General features: G+C 75.8%; 18 protein-coding genes. 14 read left to right on the top strand and 4 right to left on the bottom strand.

Going from position 1 to position 22,985, the window contains the following annotated elements:
- Nucleotides 1-5 precede the first annotated feature (5 nt).
- The 5 genes from hutU to DVR05_RS15070 all read left to right on the top strand — a co-directional run bounded on the left by hutU (nt 6) and on the right by DVR05_RS15070 (nt 6,797).
- Complete coding sequence (hutU, locus tag DVR05_RS15090; RefSeq protein WP_116246522.1) at nt 6-1,682, top strand: urocanate hydratase; 1,677 nt, start codon at nt 6-8, stop codon at nt 1,680-1,682.
- 2 nt (nt 1,683-1,684) lie between these two features.
- Entirely contained in the window at nt 1,685-2,920 is a 1,236-nt protein-coding gene (locus DVR05_RS15085; RefSeq protein ID WP_116246521.1) for an allantoate amidohydrolase, read from the top strand.
- The gene (locus DVR05_RS15080; RefSeq protein WP_116246520.1) at nt 2,917-4,299 is read left to right on the top strand and encodes a formimidoylglutamate deiminase; all 1,383 of its coding nucleotides are present in this window, start codon (nt 2,917-2,919) and stop codon (nt 4,297-4,299) included. The genes DVR05_RS15085 and DVR05_RS15080 overlap by 4 nt, the downstream gene beginning before the upstream one ends.
- Nucleotides 4,296-5,501 carry an imidazolonepropionase gene (gene hutI, locus DVR05_RS15075; RefSeq protein WP_116246519.1) on the top strand — a complete coding sequence of 402 codons (1,206 nt, stop codon included), beginning with the start codon at nt 4,296-4,298 and terminating at the stop codon, nt 5,499-5,501. Before DVR05_RS15080 ends, hutI begins: the two co-directional genes overlap by 4 nt.
- Before the next feature lie 201 nt (nt 5,502-5,702).
- On the top strand, nt 5,703-6,797 hold the full coding sequence (locus DVR05_RS15070; protein WP_116246518.1) for a GNAT family N-acetyltransferase: 1,095 nt from the start codon (nt 5,703-5,705) through the stop codon (nt 6,795-6,797).
- A 145-nt stretch (nt 6,798-6,942) separates the two neighbouring features.
- On the opposite strand, the gene DVR05_RS15065 is transcribed toward DVR05_RS15070, so the two are convergent.
- Nucleotides 6,943-7,218, bottom strand: a complete 276-nt coding sequence (locus tag DVR05_RS15065) for a hypothetical protein (protein WP_116246517.1) — start codon at nt 7,216-7,218, stop codon at nt 6,943-6,945.
- A gap of 491 nt (nt 7,219-7,709) precedes the next feature.
- On the opposite strand from DVR05_RS15065, the gene DVR05_RS27415 reads away from it, so the two are divergent.
- Both DVR05_RS27415 and DVR05_RS15055 read left to right on the top strand, forming a co-directional pair.
- Complete coding sequence (locus DVR05_RS27415) at nt 7,710-8,144, top strand: DUF485 domain-containing protein (protein ID WP_116246563.1); 435 nt, start codon at nt 7,710-7,712, stop codon at nt 8,142-8,144.
- Nucleotides 8,141-9,916 carry a cation acetate symporter gene (locus DVR05_RS15055; protein WP_232832150.1) on the top strand — a complete coding sequence of 592 codons (1,776 nt, stop codon included), beginning with the start codon at nt 8,141-8,143 and terminating at the stop codon, nt 9,914-9,916. The genes DVR05_RS27415 and DVR05_RS15055 overlap by 4 nt, the downstream gene beginning before the upstream one ends.
- On the opposite strand, the gene DVR05_RS15050 is transcribed toward DVR05_RS15055, so the two are convergent.
- Entirely contained in the window at nt 9,913-10,899 is a 987-nt protein-coding gene (locus tag DVR05_RS15050) for a hypothetical protein (protein ID WP_116246516.1), read from the bottom strand. The two genes, DVR05_RS15055 and DVR05_RS15050, sit on opposite strands and share 4 nt — an antisense overlap.
- Before the next feature lie 202 nt (nt 10,900-11,101).
- On the opposite strand from DVR05_RS15050, the gene cas6 reads away from it, so the two are divergent.
- Entirely contained in the window at nt 11,102-12,055 is a 954-nt protein-coding gene (gene cas6, locus DVR05_RS15045) for a CRISPR system precrRNA processing endoribonuclease RAMP protein Cas6 (protein WP_116246515.1), read from the top strand.
- 182 nt (nt 12,056-12,237) lie between these two features.
- Here the strand turns inward: cas6 and DVR05_RS26615 are convergent, their stop codons facing one another.
- A complete protein-coding gene (locus tag DVR05_RS26615) occupies nt 12,238-12,414 on the bottom strand; it encodes a hypothetical protein (RefSeq protein ID WP_157982450.1) in 177 nt (58 codons plus the stop codon).
- 241 nt (nt 12,415-12,655) lie between these two features.
- On the opposite strand from DVR05_RS26615, the gene DVR05_RS15040 reads away from it, so the two are divergent.
- The 6 genes from DVR05_RS15040 (at nt 12,656) to DVR05_RS15015 (ending at nt 21,770) form a co-directional block, all read left to right on the top strand.
- Nucleotides 12,656-14,506 (top strand): hypothetical protein, encoded by a 1,851-nt coding sequence (locus DVR05_RS15040; RefSeq protein WP_369974542.1) that lies wholly within the window; start codon nt 12,656-12,658, stop codon nt 14,504-14,506.
- Entirely contained in the window at nt 14,503-15,186 is a 684-nt protein-coding gene (locus DVR05_RS15035) for a hypothetical protein (RefSeq protein WP_116246514.1), read from the top strand. The genes DVR05_RS15040 and DVR05_RS15035 overlap by 4 nt, the downstream gene beginning before the upstream one ends.
- A complete protein-coding gene (locus DVR05_RS15030) occupies nt 15,183-16,988 on the top strand; it encodes a hypothetical protein (protein ID WP_116246513.1) in 1,806 nt (601 codons plus the stop codon). Before DVR05_RS15035 ends, DVR05_RS15030 begins: the two co-directional genes overlap by 4 nt.
- Nucleotides 16,985-18,766 carry an RAMP superfamily CRISPR-associated protein gene (locus tag DVR05_RS15025; protein ID WP_116246512.1) on the top strand — a complete coding sequence of 594 codons (1,782 nt, stop codon included), beginning with the start codon at nt 16,985-16,987 and terminating at the stop codon, nt 18,764-18,766. Before DVR05_RS15030 ends, DVR05_RS15025 begins: the two co-directional genes overlap by 4 nt.
- The gene (locus DVR05_RS15020; protein ID WP_116246511.1) at nt 18,763-19,521 is read left to right on the top strand and encodes a hypothetical protein; all 759 of its coding nucleotides are present in this window, start codon (nt 18,763-18,765) and stop codon (nt 19,519-19,521) included. Before DVR05_RS15025 ends, DVR05_RS15020 begins: the two co-directional genes overlap by 4 nt.
- Nucleotides 19,522-19,649: 128 nt before the next feature.
- Nucleotides 19,650-21,770: a TIGR03986 family CRISPR-associated RAMP protein gene (locus tag DVR05_RS15015; RefSeq protein ID WP_232832158.1), complete on the top strand. Its 2,121-nt coding sequence runs from the start codon at nt 19,650-19,652 to the stop codon at nt 21,768-21,770.
- Between the two features lie 69 nt (nt 21,771-21,839).
- On the opposite strand, the gene DVR05_RS15010 is transcribed toward DVR05_RS15015, so the two are convergent.
- Entirely contained in the window at nt 21,840-22,985 is a 1,146-nt protein-coding gene (locus tag DVR05_RS15010; protein ID WP_116246509.1) for a hypothetical protein, read from the bottom strand.

Here is a 22,985-nt window from a genome sequence, read left to right as displayed (position 1 = left end):
CCGTCATGAACACCCCGCGTACCGTCCGCGCCGCGCGCGGCACCACCCTGTCCGCCAAGGGCTGGCAGCAGGAGGCCGCCCTGCGCATGTTCCACAACAACCTCGACCCCGAGGTGGCCGAGCACCCCGAGGACCTGGTCGTCTACGGCGGCACCGGCAGGGCCGCGCGCGACTGGCGCAGCTTCGACCGGATCACCGCCTCCCTGCGCGACCTGGAGGGCGACGAGACCCTGCTGGTGCAGTCCGGCCGCCCGGTCGGCATCATGCGCACGCACGAGTGGGCGCCCCGCGTCCTCATCGCCAACAGCAACCTGGTCGGCGACTGGGCCAACTGGCCGGAGTTCCGCCGCCTGGAGGCCCAGGGCCTGACCATGTACGGGCAGATGACCGCCGGTTCGTGGATCTACATCGGCACCCAGGGCATCCTCCAGGGCACCTACGAGACCTTCGCCGCGGTCGCCGCCAAGCTGAGCGGTTCAGGCGAGCACAGTGGAGGGTCCCTGGCCGGGACCATCACCCTCACCGCCGGCCTCGGCGGGATGGGCGGCGCCCAGCCGCTGGCCGTGACCATGAACGGCGGTGTGGCGATCGTGGTCGAGTGCGATCCGAGCCGCATCGAGCGCCGCCTCCAGCACCGTTACCTGGACGTACGCGCGGACAACCTGGAACACGCCGTGAAACTGGCCGTCCGGGCCCGCGACGAGCGCCGCGCCCTGTCCATCGGCGTTCTGGGCAACGCCGCCGAGGTGCTGCCCGCCCTGCTGGCCGACGGGGCCCCGATCGACGTGGTCACCGACCAGACCTCCGCGCACGACCCGTTGTCCTACCTGCCGGTCGGCGTGGCCTTCGAGGACTGGCACGACCTGGCCGCGGCCAAGCCCGAGGAGTTCACCGCCCGCGCCCGCGAGTCGATGGCCGCGCACGTGGAGGCCATGGTCGGGTTCAAGGACGCGGGCGCCGAGGTCTTCGACTACGGCAACTCCATCCGGGACGAGGCCCGCGAGGGCGGGTTCACCCGGGCCTTCGACTTCCCCGGGTTCGTCCCCGCCTACATCCGCCCGCTCTTCTGCGAGGGCAAGGGCCCCTTCCGGTGGGCGGCCCTGTCCGGCGACCCCGCCGACATCGCCCGCACCGACCGGGCGATCCTCGACCTGTTCCCCGACAACGACCACCTGGCCCGGTGGATCCGCATGGCCGGGGAGCGCGTCGCCTTCCAGGGCCTGCCCGCGCGGATCTGCTGGCTGGGCCAGGGCGAGCGGGCCGCCGCCGGGGCGCGCTTCAACGAACTCGTCGCCTCCGGTGAGATCTCGGCGCCGCTGGCGATCGGCCGCGACCACCTGGACACCGGTTCGGTGGCCTCCCCCTACCGCGAGACCGAGGGGATGAAGGACGGTTCCGACGCCATCGCCGACTGGCCGCTGCTCAACGCCCTGGTCAACACCTCCTCCGGTGCGTCGTGGGTGTCCATCCACCACGGCGGCGGTGTGGGCATGGGCCGCTCCCTGCACGCGGGCCAGGTCAGCGTCGCCGACGGCACCGAGCTGGCCGCCGCCAAGCTGGACCGCGTCCTGACCAACGACCCCGCCATGGGTGTGATCCGGCACGTGGACGCCGGGTACGAGGAGGCCGCCCGCGTGGCAGCCGAGCACGGCATCCGCGTCCCCATGAACGAGGGGGAGTAGCCGTGTCGTTCGACCGCATGTGGGCCGAGCTGGCCCCGGTCGGGCGCGCCGCCGACGGCGGCTACCACCGGTACACCTGGGCGGGCGCCGACACCGACGCCCGCGCCTGGTTCACCGGAGAGGCCGCCGCACGCGGGCTCGACGTGCGCACCGACCGCAACGGCAACCTGTGGGCCTGGTGGGGCGGGCCCGGCCCCGGCGCCGTGGCCACCGGGTCCCACCTGGACTCGGTGCCGGACGGCGGGGCCTTCGACGGTCCGCTCGGCGTGGTCAGCGCCCTGGCCGCCGTCGACGAGCTGCGCGCCCGCGGTGTGCGCCCCGCGCGCCCGCTCGTCCTGGCGGTGTTCGTGGAGGAGGAGGGAGGGCGTTTCGGGGTGCCCTGCCTGGGCAGCCGGCTGACCGCCGGTGAGATCTCCCCCGAACGGGCGCGGGGGCTGGCCGACGCCGACGGCGTCACCTGGGCGGAGGCGATGGCGGCGGCCGGGCACGATCCGGACCTGATCGGCCCCGACCCCGACACGCTCGCGTCGCTGGACGTGTTCGTCGAGCTGCACGTGGAGCAGGGGCGCGCGCTGGAGGACACCGTCCACCCCGTGGGCGTGGCCAGCGCGATCTGGCCGCACGGCCGTTGGCGGATGGACTTCACCGGACGCGCCGACCACGCGGGCACCACCCGCCTGGCCGACCGCAACGACCCCATGCTCCCCTTCGCGCACGCCGTCCTGGCCGCCCGCGCCCAGGCCGAGGAGCACGGCGCCCGCGCCACCGTGGCCAGGTCGGTGATCGTTCCCAACGGCACCAACGCCATTCCGTCGCTGGTCAGCGCCTGGTTGGACGCCCGAGCCGACTCCGAGGACACGCTCACGGCGGTGGTCGAGGGCGTGCGTGCCCGGGCCGAGGCCGCCGCCCGCGAGCACGGTGTCGGGGTCGCGATGACGGCCGAGTCGCGCACCCCGCTGGTGTCGTTCGCGCACGGGCTGCGCGACCGCCTGGCCGCCGTCGTCGGCACCCGGGCCCCCGACCCCCGGGTACCCGTGCTGCCGACCGGCGCCGGGCACGACGCGGGGGTGCTCGCCGCCCACGTGCCCACCGCCATGCTGTACGTGCGCAACCCCACCGGGGTGTCGCACTCGCCGAAGGAGTGGGCCCGTCCCGACGACTGCCACGCCGGGGTGCTCGCCCTGGCCGACGTCCTCCAGGACCTGCTCGCCCGCCCCGTGGGGGAGGTCGCGCCGTGACCGGACGTGCGACCGCCGCGCGGCGGTACTGGTGCGAGTGGGCCTGGCTGGGCGGGGACACCCCCGACCGCGGTGTGCTCCTGGAGGTGGCCGACGGGCGGTTCGCCTCGGTCGCGTCGGACACCGCCCCGCCCGAGGACGCCGAGGTCCTGGGCGGCCTCACCCTGCCCGGTCTGGCCAATGCCCACTCGCACGCCTTCCACCGGGCCCTGCGCGGCCGCACGCACGCGGACGGCGGCTCCTTCTGGACCTGGCGCGAGGGCATGTACCGGGTCGCCGAGCGCCTGGACCCGGACACCTACCTGCGCCTGGCCCGGGCGACCTACGCGGAGATGGCCCTGGCCGGGGTCACGTGCGTGGGCGAGTTCCACTACCTGCACCACGCCCCGGGCGGCGCGCGCTACTCCGACCCCAACGCGATGGGCCACGCGCTGGTCGAGGCGGCGGCGCAGGCCGGGGTGCGCCTCACCCTGCTCGACGTGTGCTACCTGTCCGGGGGGCTGGACGAGCACGGCTCGCACCGGCCGCTGACCGGGCCGCAGCTGAGGTTCGGCGACGGTGACGTGGCCGGATGGGCCGAGCGCCTGGCCGCCCTCGTCCCCGGGGGCACGCACGCCCGGGTCGGCGCGGCGGCCCACTCGGTGCGCGCGGTCCCGGCCGGGGACCTGCCCGAGGTGGCCGCGTTCGCCGACGCGCGCCGGGCACCGCTGCACGTCCACGTGTCCGAGCAGCCCGTGGAGAACACCGCCTGCCTGGCCGCCTACGGGCGCACCCCCACCCGGGTGCTCGCCGACGCCGGAGCCCTGACCGAACGCACCACCCTGGTGCACGCCACCCACCTGACCGACGCCGACGTGACCGCGGTCCGCGACGCGGGGGCGACCGTGTGCCTGTGCCCGACGACCGAACGGGACCTGGCCGACGGCCTGCCCCGCACCGGAGACCTGGACCCGGCGCTGCTGAGTCTGGGCACCGACCAGCACGTGCGGCTGGACCTGTTCGCCGAGGCGCGCGGCGTCGAACTCCACGAGCGGCTGCGCACGCACCGGCGCGGCACCCTGGGCGGCGGCGCGCTGCTGCACGCGGCCACCGCGCGCGGCCACCGCTCGCTGGGCTGGTCCGCCGAGGGCGGGGGAGCCGACGCCGGGGAGCTGCGCGCCGGGGCCAGGGCCGACCTGGTCAACGTCCCGCTGGAGGGGGTCCGGCTCGCCGGAGCCGACCCCGCCCGGGCCACGGACGCGGTGGTCTTCGCCGCGACCGCCGCCGACGTGCGCCACGTGATGGCCGACGGGCGCTGGACCGTCCGCGACGGCGTCCACACGCGCCTGCCCGAGACCGCACACGAACTCGACACGGTGATCAAGGAGCTGCACGCATGACCGACACACCCCGCGCGGTCCTCATCGACGACATCGCCACACTGGTCACCAACGATCCCGGTCTGGGGCGCGGGGCGGTGGGCGAGATCGCCGACGCCGCGCTGGTGATCGAGGACGGGCGGGTGGCCTGGGCCGGGCCGCGCACACGGGCTCCGGAGGCCGACGCCCGGGTCGACGCCGCCGGGCGCTGCGTCCTGCCCGGTTTCGTCGACAGTCACTCGCACATCGTGTTCGCGGGCGACCGCAGCCGTGAGTTCGCGGCCCGGATGAGCGGCCAGCCCTACTCGGCGGGCGGGATCCGCACGACCGTGGCGGCCACCCGGGACGCGAGCGAGGCGGAACTGCTGGAGAACGCCCGCCGCCTGGTGGGCGAGGCCCGCGCGCAGGGCACCACCACCCTGGAGGTCAAGTCCGGATACGGGCTCACCGTCGCCGACGAGGAGCGCGCCCTGGCCGTGGCCGCGCGGGTCACCGACGAGGTCACCTTCCTCGGCGCCCACGTGGTCGCCCCGGAGTACACCGACGACCCGCAGGGGTACGTCGACCTGGTCACCGGGCCCATGCTGGAGGCGTGCGCACCGCACGCGCGGTGGGTGGACGTGTTCTGCGAGCGCGGCGCCTTCGACGAGGAGTCCTCGCGGCGGGTGCTCACCGCCGGGGTCGAACGCGGTCTGCTGCCCCGGGTGCACGGCAACCAGCTCGGTGAGGGGCCGGGGGTGCGGCTGGCGGTCGAGACGCGCGCCGCCTCCGTCGACCACTGCACCTACCTCACCGCCGAGGACGTCGACGCCCTCGCGCAGGCCGCCCGGCGCCCCGACCCGACCGTGGCCACCCTGCTGCCGGGGGTGGACTTCTCCACCCGTCAGCCCTACCCGGACGCGCGGGCGCTCATCGACGCGGGGGCGCTGGTCGCCCTGGCCAGTGACTGCAACCCCGGGTCGTGCTTCACCTCCAGCCTCGCCTTCTGCGTGGCCGTGGCCGTGCGCGACATGGGCATGACACCGGAGGAGGCGGTGTGGGCGGCGACCGCGGGCGGCGCCCGGGCGCTGCGCCGCACGGACGTGGGCCACCTGGGGCCGGGGGCGCGCGCCGACCTCACCCTGCTGTCGGCGCCCAACCACCTGTACCTGGCCTACCGGCCGGGGGTGCCGCTGGTGGCGGCGGTGTGGAAGGACGGCGAGCTCGTCTCGGGGCGCCCCTGACCGGCACCGGCCCGGCCCTCCGCGCGCTCCGATGACGCCGTGTCACGCGCGCACCGGCGAACCTCCGACGGAACTCAACGGACGCCTAACGTCCACGAAACGTGGGTCCCCGACTCTGGAACCACGTCGGTGCGCGTCCCGTCGTCGCGGTCCAGCGTCGTACCGCGGCGACGGGAGCACCTTCATCCGAGGGGGGACACTGTGGGCCTGTGGCGGATCAGGACGGCGGTCGAGGACCGACCCGGAGGGCTCGCGGCGGTCGTCGGGGCCCTCGCGCGACACGGGGGCAACATCGTCGACCTGTCCCTGCACACCGACGTGGCGGGCGTGGTCGACGAGTTCGTCGTGGACGTTCCCGGAAACCACGCCCGGGCCGTTCGCGAGATCACGCGGCTGAGCCCCTCCGGCGCGGTGACGGCCGTCCCCGCCCACCGGCGCGAGGTCGGGGACGACGTCACCCGGGCGCTGCTGCTGACCGCGCGGCTGCGCGCGCACCCCAACCGGTTGCCGGAGGCGCTGGCGGAACTCCTGTTGGCCGACGACGCCCGGTGGACCAACCTGACCCGGATCGAGGAGGTCGGCGACGCGGACGAGGGCACGGCCATGCTGGTCCCCGTCGGCCCGTTGCGCGGGGTGCTGGTGCGCCGCGCCTCGCACCCCTTCACCTGGACCGAGTCCAGCCGGGCGGACGCCCTGGTGCGTTCGGTGATGCCCTCCACGGGTCCGGTCCCCACCGACCGGGTCGTGCGCACGGCGCAGGGCACGGTGCTGTCCCTGCGGCAGGTGCGCGACAGCGACGCGCCCGCCCTGAGCGACCTGCACCGCCGCTGTTCGGAGGAGACGGTGCGCAACCGTTACTTCACGGGGATGAGTGAGCTGAGTCCGCGGATGCTGCGGGTGTTCTGCGATCCCGAGCGCGGGCTGACCCTGGCCGTGCGGCCGCGCGGGGAGGAGGCGCCCGTGGCGTTGGGCCACCTGATGTACACACTCGATCCCGGGGTGGGCGAGATCGCCTTCCTGGTCGAGGACGCCTGGCAGGGCCGCGGCGTCGGTACCGCCGTGGCACGGGCGCTGACGGTCGTGGCCGCCGACTGGGGGTTGGCCGAGGTGCGGGCGGAGACGAGCCTGGCCAACGCGGGCATGCTGCGGATCATGCGCCGGATGGGCGCGTCGGTGCGGTCCCAGGGCGGTACGTACGTGCACGCCCGCCTGCCGGTCGCCGAGGCGGTGCAGGCGGGCGTGGGCGGTGAGATGCGCCGCGGCGGTCAGGTGGCGCGGCTGATGGGCCGGGGCTGATCCGCCACGTCAGAGGCGGGGGTCGGCGGCCACCGGAGGTGTCGCCGACCCCGGCTCCGCGGTGCGGCTGCGAGGCCGTCACCCGGGACGTGGCGCCCGCCCCGCCGCGAGGCGGCCCCCGGGCGGTGGCGGGCGACGGGCGGGCCTACTCCTGACCGGATCCGCTGTCCGCGGCGGCGTCACCGTTGTCGGCGGGGGCCGGTGCGGGCGCCTTCTTGGCGGCGCGACGCTTCTTCACCGGGCGCGAGTAGTCAACGAGGGGCTCGTAACGGGACTCGTGCTCCTTGGCGCACTCGACGCAGGCGTCGACCTCGCGGACGGCGCCCTCCCAGGCGAACTGGATGACCTCAGTCGCCTCGACCTTCTCCTCGCGAACGGCGTGGGGATCGCAGTACTTGCGCGTGAAGACCTCGGTGACCACGGCGGGGATTTCCCTTCGGTATCGCGTGAATAGTGCGGACCCCGTAATCATACACGTGTACGAACACGGAAAACCGAGGTATGTCGGATTCCGTGATGGGTTCGGGGTCGCCCCGAAGCCTAGCGAAGACCGGGCGCTGCCCGCGCCCGCACGCGGCGCGTCCGCGCTGGAAGGGAGGGGGTGTCGGCGCCGGGCGGGCGGTTCGCCGGTGTCCGTTCGTGGTTTGGCGCCGGTTGTTGGATTCCGCGGCGCTTCGTCCGGTTCACGCGGTCGGCGTGCGTCATTCGGGGCAACCGATTTGTGAGTTTGGCGAACACGGCCCCGTTCTCCTGGATATCGTATTGCCCACTTCGCGAAGCACGTCCGCGCGTACGCGGCGCCCGCGGAGGAACCAGAGGCGGGGTCCGCCTGGCGCGCGCCGGTAAACGGCGGGCTCCGCGGGGGAGCGGAATCCGTAGCAGAAACGCAGGGGGAGAGCCGTGGTCGAGTACATGGAGGGCGCCTACGGAAGGCGTGTCGACGGGCGGAGGGAGCCCTTTCGTCCACGAGGCCCCAGGTCGGCGGCGGCGCGGCGGCGGGAGCGGGCCGACGTGGCGCGCGCGTGCGAGCGCATGTCTGTGGACCCGGCTTTCGTTAAACTACGAAGGAGATTCGCACTCCAGACCGCCGTCCTGGTGTCCGGATTCCTCCTCAGTTACCTGACCTATCTTCTGCTCTCGGCCTATGCCCGGGAATTCATGAGTACACCGGTCCTCGAACCGGTGAACGTCGCCCTGCTGACGGGAATCGGCCAGTTCCTGCTGGCGTTCGTACTCGCCTGGGCCTTCGGGCGTTTCTCGGCACGCGCGATCGACCCGCTGGCCGAGCGGATCCGTGACCGGGCACGCGAGGAGGAGACCCTGTCCGGGCGGGTGATTCGCCGATGACCGCCTTGTCCGATCTCACGTCCGCGTCCGCGGACGGCGCCGCCACGGGGGACGGCACCGTCCGCGCGACCCTGGACCTCGCCGGTGTCCTCGGCGGACGGTTCGGCGCCGCGCACGGCTGGACGCTCGCCCTGTGCGCCGTGTTCGTCCTCGTCACGCTGGCCGTCACCGTCCGGGCCCGCCGGACCACGCGCGGAGCGGTCGACTACTACGCCGGGGGGCGCGGGTTCTCCAGCACCCAGAACGGCCTGGCGCTGACCGGCGACTACCTCTCGGCCGCCTCGTTCCTCGGCATCGCCGGGATGATCGCCCTCCAGGGCTACGACGGCTTCCTGTACTCCATCGGTTTCCTGGTGGCCTGGCTGCTCGTGCTGCCCATGGCCCAGCTGATGCGCAACACCGGCCGCTTCACCATGGCCGACCTGCCCGCCTTCCGCATGCGCCGGATGCGGGTACGGCTCGCCTGCACCGTCTCCACCGTCACCGTCTGCGTGTTCTACCTGGTCGCGCAGATGGTCGGGGCGGGGGCGCTGGTGGCGGTCCTGCTCGGCCTGCACGAGGGGGGCACCTTCCTCGGACTGAGTGAGGGCCAGGCGCGTTCGGGGGTGATCGTGCTCGTGGGCGTCCTGATGATCGTCTACGTCATGTACGGCGGGATGAAGGCCGCCACCTGGTTGCAGATCATCAAGGCGGTCGTCCTGCTGGGCGCCACCGGGCTGCTCACCGTCCTGGTCCTGGCCCAGTTCTCCTTCGACCCCCGCGCACTGCTGACGGAGGCGGCCCAAGCCAGCGGGCACGGCCGCGCCTTCCTCGAACCGGGGCTGCGCCTGGGGGTGGAGGTGCCCGGCGATCCGGCGCGCACGATGTTCAACAAGCTCGACCTCATCAGCCTCGGCCTGGCGCTGGTCCTGGGCACGGTCGCGCTGCCGCACATCCTCATCCGCTTCTACACGGTGCCGGACGGGCGCGCGGCGCGCACCTCGGTCAACCGGGCCATCGTCATGGTGGGGGCCTTCTACCTCATGACCCTCGCGCTGGGCTTCGGCGCCGCCGCGCTGGTGGGGTCCGACCGCATCCTGAGCCTGGACCCCTCGGGAAACAGCGCGGTCCCGATGCTCGCCGAGGAGCTGGGCCGACTGGTCGCCGGCCCGGTGGGGGCGGCCGTGCTGCTCGCGCTGATCTCGGCGGTGGCGCTGGCCACGATCCTGGCCGTGATCGCCAGCCTCACCCTGGCCTCGTCGTCCTCCATCGCCCACGACCTGTTCGGACACGTCCTCATGTGGGGGCGGCCGCGTGAGTCACAGGAGATGGGGGTGGCGCGCTTCGCGGCGTGCGCGGTCGGCGGGACGGCCATCGTGCTGGCCATCCGGGCCCAGGAGCTCAACGTGGCCTTCCTCGTGGGGCTGGCGTTCGCCATCGCGGCCGCCGCCAACCTGCCCGTCATCGTGCTCACCCTGTTCTGGCGGCGGTTCAACACCCGCGGTGTGGAGTGGGGCATCTACGGCGGACTGTCCTGCACGCTGGCGCTGATGCTGTTCTCGCCGGTGATGTCGGGCAAGACGCACCCGGTGACCGGGGAGAACCTGTCGGTGCTGCCCGCGTGGATCGACATCCAGCTCATCCCGATGGAGAACCCCGCGCTGTTCGCCGTGCCGGTCGGGTTCCTGTGCGCGGTGGTCGGCAGCCTGCTCTCGGACGAGCGCGACACCTCCCGCTACACCGAGCTGCGGGTCCGGTCGCTCACCGGGTGGGGCACCGAGCCCTCCTCCTAGGCGTCCGGACGGGGCGATGGCCGGGCGCCGGGCGCCTCGGCCATCGCCCGGGCCACGTCGCGCAGGTAGTCGGGCAGCTGCCAGGCCGTGCCCGCGACGCGGTCCCAGGACTCCCCGACCCGGTCCAGCCGCTCACGCGGGCTCACGACCTCGGTGGCGTGGCCCCGCCGCGCGCGCCGGGCCTCCCTGCGGAAGGACCCGCGCACCGCCCAGACCACCAGGGCCGCCATCGGCCGGGCGATCAGGCCCCGGCCGCGGACGTCCAGGACCGCCGACACCTCCCACCGGCCGTCGTCGCGGACGGTGGGGGAGAGCCATGCCTCGACGTCGGCCAGCGCGTGGGTCGCCGACAGCCGGACGGGGGGCTCGGCGGCGGCACCGTCCAGCGCGGCGTACCAGGAACCGGTGTCGACGGTGAGCGTGCCGCTGGCCGTACGCCACCGGGGCAGGCGGCCGGGCAGCTGGATCCGCATCGTCGCGGTCAGGACCCCCGACGCGTGGTGAGCCACCGTCCCCGAGGTCACCGGGGTCTCGCCCGTGTCCGCGCCGTCGGGCATGGCGTACTCCAGGGCGCAGGTGCCCGCCTCGTCCCAGGAGGTGACGGTCAGCCCCGTGCTGCTCCACCCCTGTTCCTCGTAGCGCGGCTCCAGCGGAACGCCGTCAGCGGTGAGTTCGGCGACCAGATAGTGGCTGCGGGGCGCCAGGTGCCGTCCGGAGCGGAGCTGGAGCGCGGTGGTGGTCGCGCGCTCCGGGGAGCGGTCGGCGGCCGCGGCCCGCAGCCGCTCGGCTCCCTCCCGGTCGAGGAGCCCCAGCTCCTCGGCGCGCCGGGCCAGCCGCTCGCGGGTGGGGGCCTCAGGGGTGCGCAGCCATCCCCGGCCGTCGAACCGGCACGATCGGACGACCTCGTGCGCGGCGGCGACCGACCGCGTGACCACCTCCCTGTCCACGGGGGCGAGGTCGAGGACGTGGCTCAGACGAGGCAAGGCATCTCCGAAGGGCGGCCGGACGCGTGGGCGCCCGGGGCGGTCCGTGCGCTGACGGGGACCAGGGTACGCGCACACGGCGTCGGCACGGCGGAAACGGCCGACGGTGGACCGGGTTCCGGTACCGCCCACTGTCCGAGAGACGTCCTCGGTGAACCGAGGACGGCGCGGACCCGCCGCCGTCGCGACCACGCGAGAAGGGGTGGCGCCCGTGCCGAGACGCTGGACCGTGATCCTGCGTGACCTGGCGGACACCGCGCGGCCGATCCGGCCCGAGGACTGCCACGGACTGCTCAACCACTGGTGGCCGCAGCCCCCGGAGGAACACACCGCCGCCAAACGGTGGTCGATGAACGGGTGGCCGACGCCGATCGGCGACCGGCTGCACCACTGGACGCTCACCTGGCTGGACGACGCGGTCCCGCCCCCGGTCCCCCCCGAGGAGTTGGTCGGTCAGCCGCAGCGGATCGGGGACCACCTGCTGGAGCCGCTGTCGGTGACCCGCACCTTCGACGTCTCCTACGCCCGGATGCTCACCGCGGCCCGCGGACCCTCCTCCGTGCGCTCGGCGGCGGTCCGCAGCCGGACCCCCATCGTCATGACCACGCGCGACGCCACGGGGGAACGCATCCCGCACGTGTGGCCCAACCCCCGGCGCCTCTTCGGCGCGGTGCACCGGTCCGGAGGGGGGATCGTCGGTGGGAGCGGGGCCGTGGGCGCCGTCGCCCGCTTCGCCCCCACCGCGTTGGCCGAACCGTGGCTGGACCTCGTGCTCGGCGGGTTGGCCCGGGTCCGACGCCTCCCGCTGCCCGGTGAGGACGTGCGCCTGGCCGAGCACCACCACGCCGACAACCGCACCGTCCTGGGGTGGGAGGGCGGGCTGCGCCTGGACCTGGTCGGCGGAGAGCGCCGTCACGCCGACGCCTTCGCCACGCTCCTGGAACTCGTCGAGCTGACGGGCGTGGGCAAGTACACCGCCCAGGGTTTCGGTGCGGTCCGGGTGGACACGGTGACCAGCGCGGAGACGACCGCCCCGGCGCCCGCCCGGCGTTCGCGCCGTGCCGCCGGTCGGGCCGGGCGGCGCACGCCCCCGCGCGTGGGCGACCCGCGCCCCCGTGTCGTGGCCGAGGAGTTCAGCGGGACGCTTTTCGACTGATCCCGAAAGCGCCGGTTCCCGCCCGAGGACGGCGGTCGGGGGCCGGTCCCTCCACGGTCGGGAACCCCCGACCGAGCGTTCGCGCCGTCACGCTCCCCGTGCAGGGACCGTCCGGCGGGGACGTCCCCGCCCGGTCCGGTTCCCCACGAAGGCGGCGGGGCGCGGAGGGGAGGCACGTGACCTCACACGTGGCCGCCCCGGTCCCTCGGCGCCGGGTCCTGGCCCCTCTCCCGCAGCGCCCGTGCCAGCTCCCGCAGGCGGGGGACCAGGTCCTGGGCGGTCAGCGGCGCCGGGACGGTCGGGGCCGGGGCCCTGACGGGCCGGGCGGGCGCGGCGGGTTCCGGTACGGGCCGGGTCATGGCGGGACCTCCGTGAGGGAAGGGGAAAGGCGCACCCAACCCTCTCGGACACCGCGCCCGGGCCGGCGCCGCTGACCGGAACGGGCCAACCGGCGGGCTGAGGGTGCCGCGCGGGTGCCGTTGCTGGTATCGGTGGAGGATCGCCGACCGCACCCCGGCCGGCACCGTCCGAGAGAGGTCACCAGGACGCCCGCACGTTCGGGCCGGATCCGTGCCCCCGCCCAGAAGGAGAGCCGACCCGGTGCTTCCCCCACCCGTCGCCCTCCGCCGCCCGCCGCCCTCGGCACGGCCCCTGCCGACCAGCGGCGTGGTGGTCGGTGTCGACCTGCGCGGCATCCAGTCCTTCGTGTTCAGCGGCCGGCGCATCCTCGACGCGGTCGGACGCGCGGCCCTGGTCGCGGAGCTGACCGACACCTCCGACGCCCGCAACGGCGTCGCCGACCTCCTGCCCCCCGACCACGTCGTCCTGCGCGACGCGGGCGGCGCGCTCACCGTGGTCCTCCCCGACCCGCCCACCGCCCGCGAGTTCACCGGACGCTACACGCGGCGGCTGCGGGACCGCGCCGGCCAGCTCACCCCCGTGGTCGCCCTGGTCCCCTACGGCCGTGCGGCCGGGGCGGATGAACCGGAGCCGGTCCCGGTGGGGGTGGACGAGGCCCTGGCGGCTCTGCCCGCCCGGCTGCGGGCGGCGCGGCGTCACATGTCGGCGCTGCACACCCCCGCCCACGGGTACGGGATCACGGCGGTGTGCGCGGTCAGCGGAGGCCCCGCCGAGGTCGTGGACAGCAGCCGCGCCGAGGACGGTGAGGCGGGCGTCCACGAGCGGGTGACGGCCGACGTGGCGCGGGCGCGCGGCGTCGGGCGCCGCTGGCACCGGGACAACGGCGCCGCATGGCTGGAGGGGGCGGCCACCGCCACCGGAGCCCCCGAACTCGCGCTGCCCATGGAGGTGGACCGGCTCGGCCGCGACCACGGGGACGTCAGCCGTCTGGCCGTCGTGCACGTGGACGTCAACGGGTTGGGCGCCATCCTCGGCGACTACCGCGAGCGCGTCGCCGACCCCGCGGTCCCCGGGTCCGGCGCCCTGGCCCAGCGGCGCCTGTCCACCCGCATCGCGGGCCTCACCGAGGGGCTGGCCCGCGTCCTGGTGCGCGCCGTGGCCGCCACGGTGTGCGCCGAGCCGGGCCGCCGCCCCCACATCCCCGGTGCGGGGGCGGCGGGACCGATCTCGCTCTTCCAGGGGTCCTCCGGCCGGATCCGGGTGCCGGTGCGGCCGATCGTCGTGGCGGGCGACGACCTCACCGTGCTGTGCGACGCCCGCCTCGCCCTGAGCCTGGCCGGGTACGCGCTGGACTGGTTGGACGCCGACCCCGCACGGATCGCCGACCCCCGCGACCCCCGTGTGGCACTGCACCGGGCGCTCGCCGAGGCCCACGGCGGAGCCCGGGGCCGGGGCGGCGGACGCGCGGTCACCGCGCCCGACGGCGGCGTCCACACCACCTGCGTGCCCACGGTCGGGGTGGGCATCGCGGTCCAGCCGGTCGGTGCCCCGCTGTCCCTGGGATACGACCTGTGCGAGGCGATGTGCCGCCGCGCCAAGCGGTACCGGGCCGACCACGCCGAAGCCGACCCCACCGCCGCCGACGACCACGTGATCGCCTGGACCACCCGGTTCGACGGTGTCGAACGCGTCCTGCGCGGACTCGACCAGGCCGCCCGGGCGCCCCGTCCGCGCACCGAACTCCCGCTGACCGGCTCCGGGTTCGCGCGCTTCGTGGACCGCTACCTCTCCGGCGCCCCGGGCAGTCTGCTCGCCGACGGCGACACCCGCAACCGGGGCTGGCTGCTCTCCGCCCTCGTGCCGCTCCTGGAGTCGGGGGCCGACCCCGCTCCCGAACTCGACCGCCGTGCCCGGGTGACCGGCGCCGCCGTCGAGCTGCCCCCGGGGTGGACCCCCGGAGGACTGCTGGACGCGGTCGGGGTCATGGACCTGCACCTGGACCCCCGGCTGGCCGAGGCCCTGCCCACGCACCTGCCCCAGCCCCCCGACCGCCCCGGCGCGGTCCCCGCGGTGAAGGGCCGGAGCCGGTGAGCCGCCCCGACCGCGTCACCGTGTACCTGGCCGCACCGGCCCTGTTCGTCGGCGCCAGCGCGGACGGGACCGGCGCGGACACCGACGTGGTCACCGACGACCACGGGTTGCCCTACCTGCCCCGGCACCGCCTGGCCGCCCGTCTGCGGGCCGGAGCGGACAGCGCCCTGACCGTCGCTCCGGAACTGTCCGCCGCCGCCCGCGACATTCTGGGGCGGGAGCGGTCCCACGGCGCCGACCGCGTGCTGCGCGTGGGCCACGCCGTCCTCGGCGACGGGGTGCGCGCCGCCGTCGCCCGCGCCCTGGCCGGGCGTGCGGAACCGCTGCGCACCACCCTGCGCCGGGCGGTCACCGACGCCTACACCACCCTGGAGTCGGGGGTCGAGGTCGGCGCCGACGGCGCCCCCGAACCCGGGCGGCTGCGCACCCACCGCGTCCTGTTGCCGGGGCTGACCCTCACCGCTCCGCTGACCTGGGCCGAGCCCCCTGGCGAGGAGCACTGGCGGATCCTGGCCCGCGCCTGCCTGGCCACGACGCGGATCGGGGCGCGGGTCGCGCGCGGTCGGGGCCGGGTCGACGTCCGACTCGCCGGACCCGGCGCGCAGGACCCGCACGCCACCACGCTGCGGCTGGCCGCCCCGCCCGCGCCGGCGCCCCGTGGAACGGGGACGCCCCGGTGACCGCCGACCACGCCCTCCACAGCGCCTACCTGCCGCTGCGCTACGTCCTCACCGACACTCTGGCCGTGCGCACGTCCCACGACCCCCTGAGCGTCGACTCCGATCACGTCATCGGCGGCCGGGCCCAGCGCGGCATGCTCGCCGCCGCCCTCCTGCGCGCCGGACGCCACGACGACCTGGACGCCTGGGTGGCCCGGGGCGAGGCCCTGCGCTTCGCCCCCGCCCACCCCCGGCTGGAACCCGGCGCGGACCCGGTCTCCGGGCACCTGGAACGCGCGACCGTCGCCCTCCCCCCGCCCGCCTACCTGTACACCCCGGGCAAGAACGGGGACACCACCGTCGACGTCTTCGGCCCCACCGACCCCGCCACCCCCTACCGTGCGGTCCGCGACCCGGTGACCCCCGACCGGACACTGCGCGCCCAGGTGCGCACGACCGCCGAGCAGTACCTCGGGCGGGCCCGCACGGGAGCGAACCGCCAGGGTGTGCCCTTCCTCGCCACCACCCTCGACCCGGGCCAGGTCTTCGAGGCCCGCTGGCAGCTGCGGGCCCCCGACCCCGACTCCCTGCACGCCCTGGCCGAACGCGTGGTCGCCGCCCTGGCCGAGGCCGACGGCACCCTCACCCTGGGGTCGGGCGGCACCCGGGCCCACGGCGGGGTCCGCGTCACCCCCGTCGACCCTGACCGCCTGCTCTCACCCGACCGTGTGGAGCCCGTCCACCCCGACCGGTCCTGGCCCGCCGGGGCCCCGGTCGACCTCGTGCTGCTCTCGCCCGCGCTCGTGGTGGACGACCACGGCCAGCACCGCCCCCAGGCGCTGGTCCCCGCGGTGCTCGACCTGCTGACCCGGGTCCTGCCCGACACCCGCGCCGAGGCGCTCGTCAGCCATGTGGAGGCCGAGGCCGTCGGCGCCTACCACCGGGGCTACCGGGGGCCGATGGCCCAGCGTTGGGCGGCCCGCCCCGGTGCCGTCGTCCGGTTGCGCCTGGACCGGGACCTGACCACCGAGCGGGCGCGGCTGGTGGAGGCGCACCCGTTGGGGGAGCGGGTGGTCGACGGACACGGCCAGTTCATCCTCGCCTCCCCGCCATCGGGCCCCGAACCCCTCGCGCCGCTGGCCGTGCCGCTGGCGGGCGGGACCGCCCCGGCTCCGCCCGCCCCGGAGGACGACGACGGGCTGCGCGCCCTCTTCGACGACCTGCTCTGGAACGCCGCCGCCCCTTCCGTCCGCGCCCACGCCCGGACACTCGCCCAGGGGTCGGCGCACCTGCTCGCGCCGCTCACCCCCAGCCTGCTGGGCCGGCTGCGCGAGGTCGTCGTCCACCCCCACCACACCCCCGAGGACGCCCTGGCCGCACTCCAGGGCACCGTCGCGGCCCGCTCCCCGCACGCCCCGGACGAGGACCCCTCCGGGGCGCGCGGGGTCCTGCGGGACCGAGCGGTGCGCGCCCTGGAGCGTGCCCGCCTCCTCCGCCCCGACCGGCACGGAACCGTCACCGTCCGCGCCTGGCTGGAGGGGATCGCCGACGGCGCCGCCGCCTGGTGGGCCGACAACCGGCCCGACCCCGGCCACGACCCCGCCTACGCCGAGGCCGTCGCCGCCGTGGACCTGACCCTGCCCGACGGACGCCCGCCGCGGAGCCGTCCGAGCGGTCTGTCAGAGTCCGCTCTGGCCTGGGAGCGCCGTGCGTCGGCGCGCCTGTGCCTGCTGCTGGTCTCCTCCTGGCTGGCCGAGACCGCCCGGGCCGTGCGCCCCGGAACCGACGTCCTCCCGTCCCGGGAGGGGGGAGGCCGACGGTGAGCCCCGAGCCCGTCCCACCGCCCGCACGGCCCGCGCTGGTCTGGGAGGTCACCGCACGCCTGCGCCTGCTCTGCGACACCCATGTCGGCGCCGCCCAGGCCATCCCGCGCCACGCCGCCGAGACCGACGTCGACCTGCACCTGGACCGCGACCCCCGCTCCGGGCTGCCACGGCTGCGGGCCACGACCCTGGCCGGGATCCTGCGGCACGAACTGGCCGACCGCACCGGCGACCCCGACGGGGTCCGTGCGCTCCTGGGCTCGTCGGAACCCCGGAGCGAGGTCGGTCAGGAGGTGCCCCCTCCGGCCCCCAGCGCACTGGACCTGGACGACGCCCCGGCCGAACTGCCGGAGGGGGCCGCGGTCGCGGTCCGGGCGGGCACGCGCGTGGACCCGGCGGCCGGGGCCGTGCTCCCGGGCCGGACATGGCAGTGGGAGGTCCTGCCCGCCGGGACGGTCCTCACCGCGCACCTGCGGCTGTCCGTCCCCGCCCCCGCGGAAGAGCCCCGGCTGCTGGCGCTGCTCGCCTTGGCCACCGCGGGTCTGGACGGCGCGGGGTCCGGGGCGCACGTCGGCAGCCACTCCGGACGCGGGTACGGGGCGGTACGGGCCGCGCGCTGGTCCGTGCGCCGCCATGACCTGTCCGACGAACACGGCTGGTTCGCCTACCACGCGCGCACGTGGGCCGAACGCTGGTCGGGGAACGCGGCGGCGGACGGGGAGGCCGCCGACCTGGCGACCGCTCTGGGCACGGCACTGACCCGCCACGGGCGCGGCACCGCCGTCGTCGAGCTGGCCGCCCGGTCCGCCGTCGCCGACCGCCGTCACCGCGCCGAGCTCCACCTGACCCTGGCCGTCGCCGAACGCACGGCGCCGCCCACGGGGGCCGGGGCGCCGGGCCCGCCCGCCGCGACCGCGCCGCCCGAGGGCGACGGCCGCGGCGGGGGCCGTCCTCGGACGGCGGATCCGGACCCGCGTCCCGGCCTGCTCATGGTCGGGGACGTGCCCGTCGGCGACCGGATCGGGGAGGTGGACCGCGCCCACCGGTACCGCCCGGTCGTCACCGACACCGAAGGGCCCCCGAGCGTGTCGGGTGGCCCCGACCATCGGGCGGACCCCGCCGACGCCACGGGTCCCGCCAGCGTGCACCCGGTGCCCGTCCTCGGCGACACCGCCCTGTTCTCCCTGTTCAAACGCATCGCCGCCCGCCTGCTCCGGGACGCGGCCGAACACCTGGGCGGGCCGTCCGCCCGGTGGTGCCGCTGCCACGCCCACTGGTGGGGCGCCGACACCGAACGCGACCCCGGACGCGGCGCCGCCACCCCCCGACCCTCCCGCCTGCGGTTGCGTTCCACCCCCGTCCTGTCCGGCGGGGCGCCGCTGACCGCCACCCGCCTGACCGTGGACTCCCTCTTCGGTGACGCCGTCGACGGACGCCTGTTCACCGCCGACCTGCACTGCGGCGGCGCCGCGGACGTCGTCCTGGACGCGCGCGACCCCGACGACGCCCTGCTCGGCCTGCTCGTCCTCGTCGTCCGGGAACTGGCCACGGTCCCCTTCGAGACCCTCGGCGCGGGCTCTGGCGGCGGCAACGGCCGTCTCACCGCTACCAGCGCCGCCGTCACCGTCCACCCCGGAGACGGCGGTCCCCCGCGCACGGTCGACCTCCTCACCGCCGTGTTCACCCCGACCAGTGCCGAGGCGGCCGCCGCACGCGGCTGGCTGGCAGCCCTCCACAACCGGCTCGCCCCCGACGAGCCGACCGGAGGTGAGGGGTGAGAGACCGTCCCCCACAGCCCGCGGGCCTGGCCGTCCGGGCGCTCACCCCCGAGCAGATCCACGCGGTCCTGGCCGACGTGTTCGGTCGCGCCGCGCGCTGCCGCCTCCTGGACACGGGCGTGGCCGGCCTTCCCGGGGCGCCGGGCCACCCCCAGTGGCTGCTCGCCGAACTCGGCGACACCCGGGTCACCGGCGCCTGCCCCCGGGGCCACTGGTACCGGTCCGACGCCCTCCTCCCCACCGGGGCCGACGCGCCCCCGCCGCCCCTGGACCCGGACACCGACCGCTGGCGGATCCTGGAGGTCCTGGTCTTCTGCCCCGGCGCGCAGATTCGCCTGGGTGAGCGCGCCGAAGCGGGCTGGATCAGCGCCGACGCCCCCGGCGACGTCCCCGACTGGTTGCGTCCGCGCGACCGGTCCTTCCTGCTCCAAGGCTGGAACGGGCCCGAGTACAGCCGCACGGTGGACGCCCGCGCCTCCCTGTCCGTGACCACCGAACCCGGCGGCTTTGAGGCCGTCCTCCCCGTGGAGTGGACCGACTTTTCCGGACGCCGCCGACCCGCCCCGGGCGGCCGCACCGCCCTGGAGAGCCGCGGCACCTGGCTGACCGTTCGGGAGTACTGGGCCAGCGACCCCGCCACCGGCGCCGTCGGAGTCGCCTTCCACCGCCTCACCGGTCTGTCCTGCGGGCCCAAGCCCACGGGGCCGGAGATCGACGTCGGCTCCGGGGACGACATCCCGGGGGCGGCGCACTGATGGGCGCGCCGCACGGGTCCGCCGCGTGCGGCGGCGGTGACGGGAGGGACGGCGAATCCACGCCGCGTGGGTGGGAGCGGTACCACGCCACAGCCCCCTACGGTCTCGTGCGGTTGGCCGACACCCCCATGCCCGCCGCCGACCTGCACGCCGGGTTCGCCACCGACGACCTCCTGCGCAGCCACGACCGGACGATGGAGGGCACCCACTCGGGCTGGATCGAACTCACCCTGACCACGCTCACCCCCACGTTCGTCGGGCAGACCCTGGACCGGGGCGCGGTCAACGTCTCCACCCGCTTCCCGTACGGCGACGGCACCCTCCCGGCCATCCCCGGGCCGACCCTGCGCGGCCTGGTGCGCAACACCGTGCGCATGCTCACCAGCGGGGAGACCGGGCCGGTCAACACCCCCATGCTGTTCTTCCGCGCCCCCGTGCGCATCGACCCCGGCAGCGCCGACAGCGCCCTGTCCACCAGGGCCCGCCAGGTCATGTCCCACCAGCACGCCCACTACCGCAAACGCCGTGCCGGCCTGCGCACCAAACAGGGGTTCCTCTTCCACTCCCCGACCGAGGACCGGTGGTACGTCGTCGAGGTCCCGGCCACCCCGATCACCGCCGAGGCCGGGCAGGCGCTGCGGGTGTCCTTCGACGTCCTCCGGGAGAGCCTGCGGACCTGGGACTTCGGGGTGTCGGACTTCCCCGACCCGCCGCGCTCGGGCGCCTACGTCCCCACCACGCACGCCCAGCACGGTCGGCTCCAGTACCGCTGGGTGCACGCGGTCCACCTGCCGGGGGAGCGGCGGGTGGCCGCCGTGGCCCCCACAGCGCGCGAGGCCCGGGACTATCTCGACACCCGTTCCGCGCGCCCGGCGGGCGGCGACGGCGGTGGGGTCGTCCCGTGCCTGACCGTCCTGACCGGTGTCGCGGCCGGGGAACGCCGCAACGCCTACCTGTTCCCCCGGCCGCCGGACCTGCGCCGCGGGCGCGCACCGGTCCCCGACTCCATGGTGGCGCTCTTCGAGTCGGCCGAGCAGATCACCGGCTACCAGCGCGTCGCCTTCCCCGACGGGCTCGGAGTGGACACCGCCGAGCCCGACCGGCCGCCGGTGGCCGGGGCCAGCGGGGGAGGGCTGCCCCGCAACGGTCTCGAACCGGTCTGGTTCGACGTCGACCTGTCCGGCGACGTCGTCTCCTTCGGCCGGTCGGGCGGCTACCGGATCGCCGTCAGCGACGACAACCCCGTCCGCCGTGCCGTCCCCGCCCACGTCCTGGGCCCCCAGCACGGCGACTCCGACCGGGCCGCCCTGGCGGGCCGTCCCGTGGACGTGTGCCGCGCCATGTTCGGCGACACCGACACCTTCGCCGGGGAGGCGGGCGCCTCCAAGGGCCGGGTGTCCTTCGGCCACGCGCTCAGCACCGATCCCGACCCGGACTACCCCGATGGCGCCGCGCTGCGCGTACGCCTGCTCTCCCCGCAGCGCGGCTGCTTCGCCAACTACCTCCTCCAGGGTCCCGACGCGGCCACGGGGGACCGGCCCGACATCGTCACCTGGTCGCACGAGGGCCGCGTCCGACTCGGCGGATACAAGGTCTACCTGCACCGGCACCGCCCCGAACTGGGTCGACCGGTGCGCTACGACGCCCGGACCCAGGAGGAGCTGGGCATCACGGTCATACCCCGGCGGCAGCGGACCGAGCCGGTCCGGGACACCCAGCGCGACGTCGTCCCGGTACGCGACGGGCTCACCTTCCGCTCGCGCCTGACCTTCACCAACCTCACCGACGGGGAGCTCGGGGCGCTGCTGCGCGCCCTGCTGCTCGACAACCCCGTCGACGGCGGCGATCCCGCCGACCCGGCCCACGCGCACAAGATCGGCATGGGCAAGTCGCTGGGGATGGGGAGCGTCCACCTGCGCCCGGAGCTGTACCTGGTCGACCGGCGGGCCCGGGCGGTGTCGCTGGACCCGGCCGCCGGGGTCACGCGCGCCGGACCGGAGCGGGTCCAGGGCTTCCTGGACGCGTTCGGCGCGGCGCTGGTGGCCCGCAGGCTGCCCGGCCAACCCCGCCCCGAGCGGTGGCGCGAGGTCGACCAGGCCGTGGACGTGTGCCTGGCCAGCCGGTGGCGCGACCGCCTGCCATGGGAGCGCACGGCGGTGATGTCGCTGCGGGAGTTCGCCGAGTACCCCGTCCTGCCGCCGCTGACCGTCCGGTTCGGCGTGGCCGGGGACCGGGAGGGGGGCTGGTGAGCGGCGCCGGGGGCGGTCGGGCGCGCAAGGCCGGAGCCGCGGCGCCCGCCACCGCCGCCGGGCCCGGCCTCACCCCTCGATCGCCTCGGCCAGCGCCTCCAGCAGGTCGGCGCGCAGATCGGGGTCGTCCTGGGCGCCGCGCCAGCGGTCGGGCGTTCCGGGAGCCTTCTCCAGCAGCCCGCGCAGCAGGGCGTCCAGGGCGCCGCTCGGGTCGGCGTCGAAGTCCCCGCGCGCGGCCTGGGCGCGCTCGGCCAGTTCCCGGCCGGCCTCTTCCAGCCACGCCCGTTCCGGCGGGGTGAGGACCTCACGTCGGCCGGTGGCGTCCCCGTCCGTCACGGGGGACTCCGTGACGGGGACGTAGGGGGCGCTGCGGGCGCGACCCCGCGCGCTCTGCACGAGGCGGAAGTGGGTGGGCATGTCCACCGCCATGCGCCCCAGCACCCCGGTGAGGCGGCGGGCGACGTCCTCGCCGCTCAGTCCGGGCAGCACCTGGCGCAGGTGCAGCCGACGCCGCTGGTCGGGGGTGCGGCCCTGGTCGGCGTCGCGTCCGGCGGCCAGTTCGGCGAGCTTGCGTAGCAGGTAGTCGCCGGTCGCGGTGGAGACCAGGGGCGGTTCCTTGGCCTCGGTCACCGGGCGGCCGTGCAGGTCGGCGACGGGTACGGCGTTGCCGTCCTCGGTGAAGGAGACGGTCTCGCCCGGCTGGATGTCCTCGGGCAGGTCGGCGGCGGGGTTGCCCCACCCGGCGGTCAGCACCAGCAGCGCCAGCGCCTCCTGGTCGACCACGTCGGCGGCCACCCGGGCGACGTCGCGACGTTGGGCCCAGCGGCGGGGGCGTTCGGAGAACGCACACCGGACGTTCCCGCCCGCCGTCGGCTGCGGGTAGACGCGGCGCAGGTTCTTGTAGGAGCGGTCACGGCGCACGTCGTCCAGGGCGTCGCGTAGCCGGTGGGCGGCGGTGCGGTCGACGCCGGACGCCGTGGGCAGGGCACGGGCCATGCGCACGGCGATGACGCTGGTCGGGTCGCCGCCGTGCACCGGGCACGGGCAGTGCTCGGCGCACAGGTCGACGTAGTCACAGAACTGCTCGGAGTGACCGGCGCAGCCCTGCGCGGTTCCGTCCGCGGAGCAGGGCCCGCACCCCACCACGCGGGTGAACGCGCGCAGGAAGGCGGCGGAGCCGAACAGCTCCCAGGCGGAGCAGTGGTGCGTGCTCAC

This window comes from Nocardiopsis sp. FIRDI 009 (assembly GCF_003386285.1).
In the GTDB taxonomy this organism is placed as follows: domain Bacteria; phylum Actinomycetota; class Actinomycetes; order Streptosporangiales; family Streptosporangiaceae; genus Nocardiopsis.
This window is presented reverse-complemented; position numbering and strand designations above follow the sequence as displayed.

Coding starts and splice junctions, on each gene's coding strand:
- hutI (WP_116246519.1), top strand. CDS start 4,296: ATGACCGACACACCCCGCGCGGTCCTCATCGACGACATCGCCACACTG.
- DVR05_RS27415 (WP_116246563.1), top strand. CDS start 7,710: ATGGAGGGCGCCTACGGAAGGCGTGTCGACGGGCGGAGGGAGCCCTTT.
- hutU (WP_116246522.1), top strand. CDS start 6: ATGAACACCCCGCGTACCGTCCGCGCCGCGCGCGGCACCACCCTGTCC.
- DVR05_RS15055 (WP_232832150.1), top strand. CDS start 8,141: ATGACCGCCTTGTCCGATCTCACGTCCGCGTCCGCGGACGGCGCCGCC.
- DVR05_RS15015 (WP_232832158.1), top strand. CDS start 19,650: ATGCCCGCCGCCGACCTGCACGCCGGGTTCGCCACCGACGACCTCCTG.
- DVR05_RS26615 (WP_157982450.1), bottom strand. CDS start 12,414: ATGACCCGGCCCGTACCGGAACCCGCCGCGCCCGCCCGGCCCGTCAGG.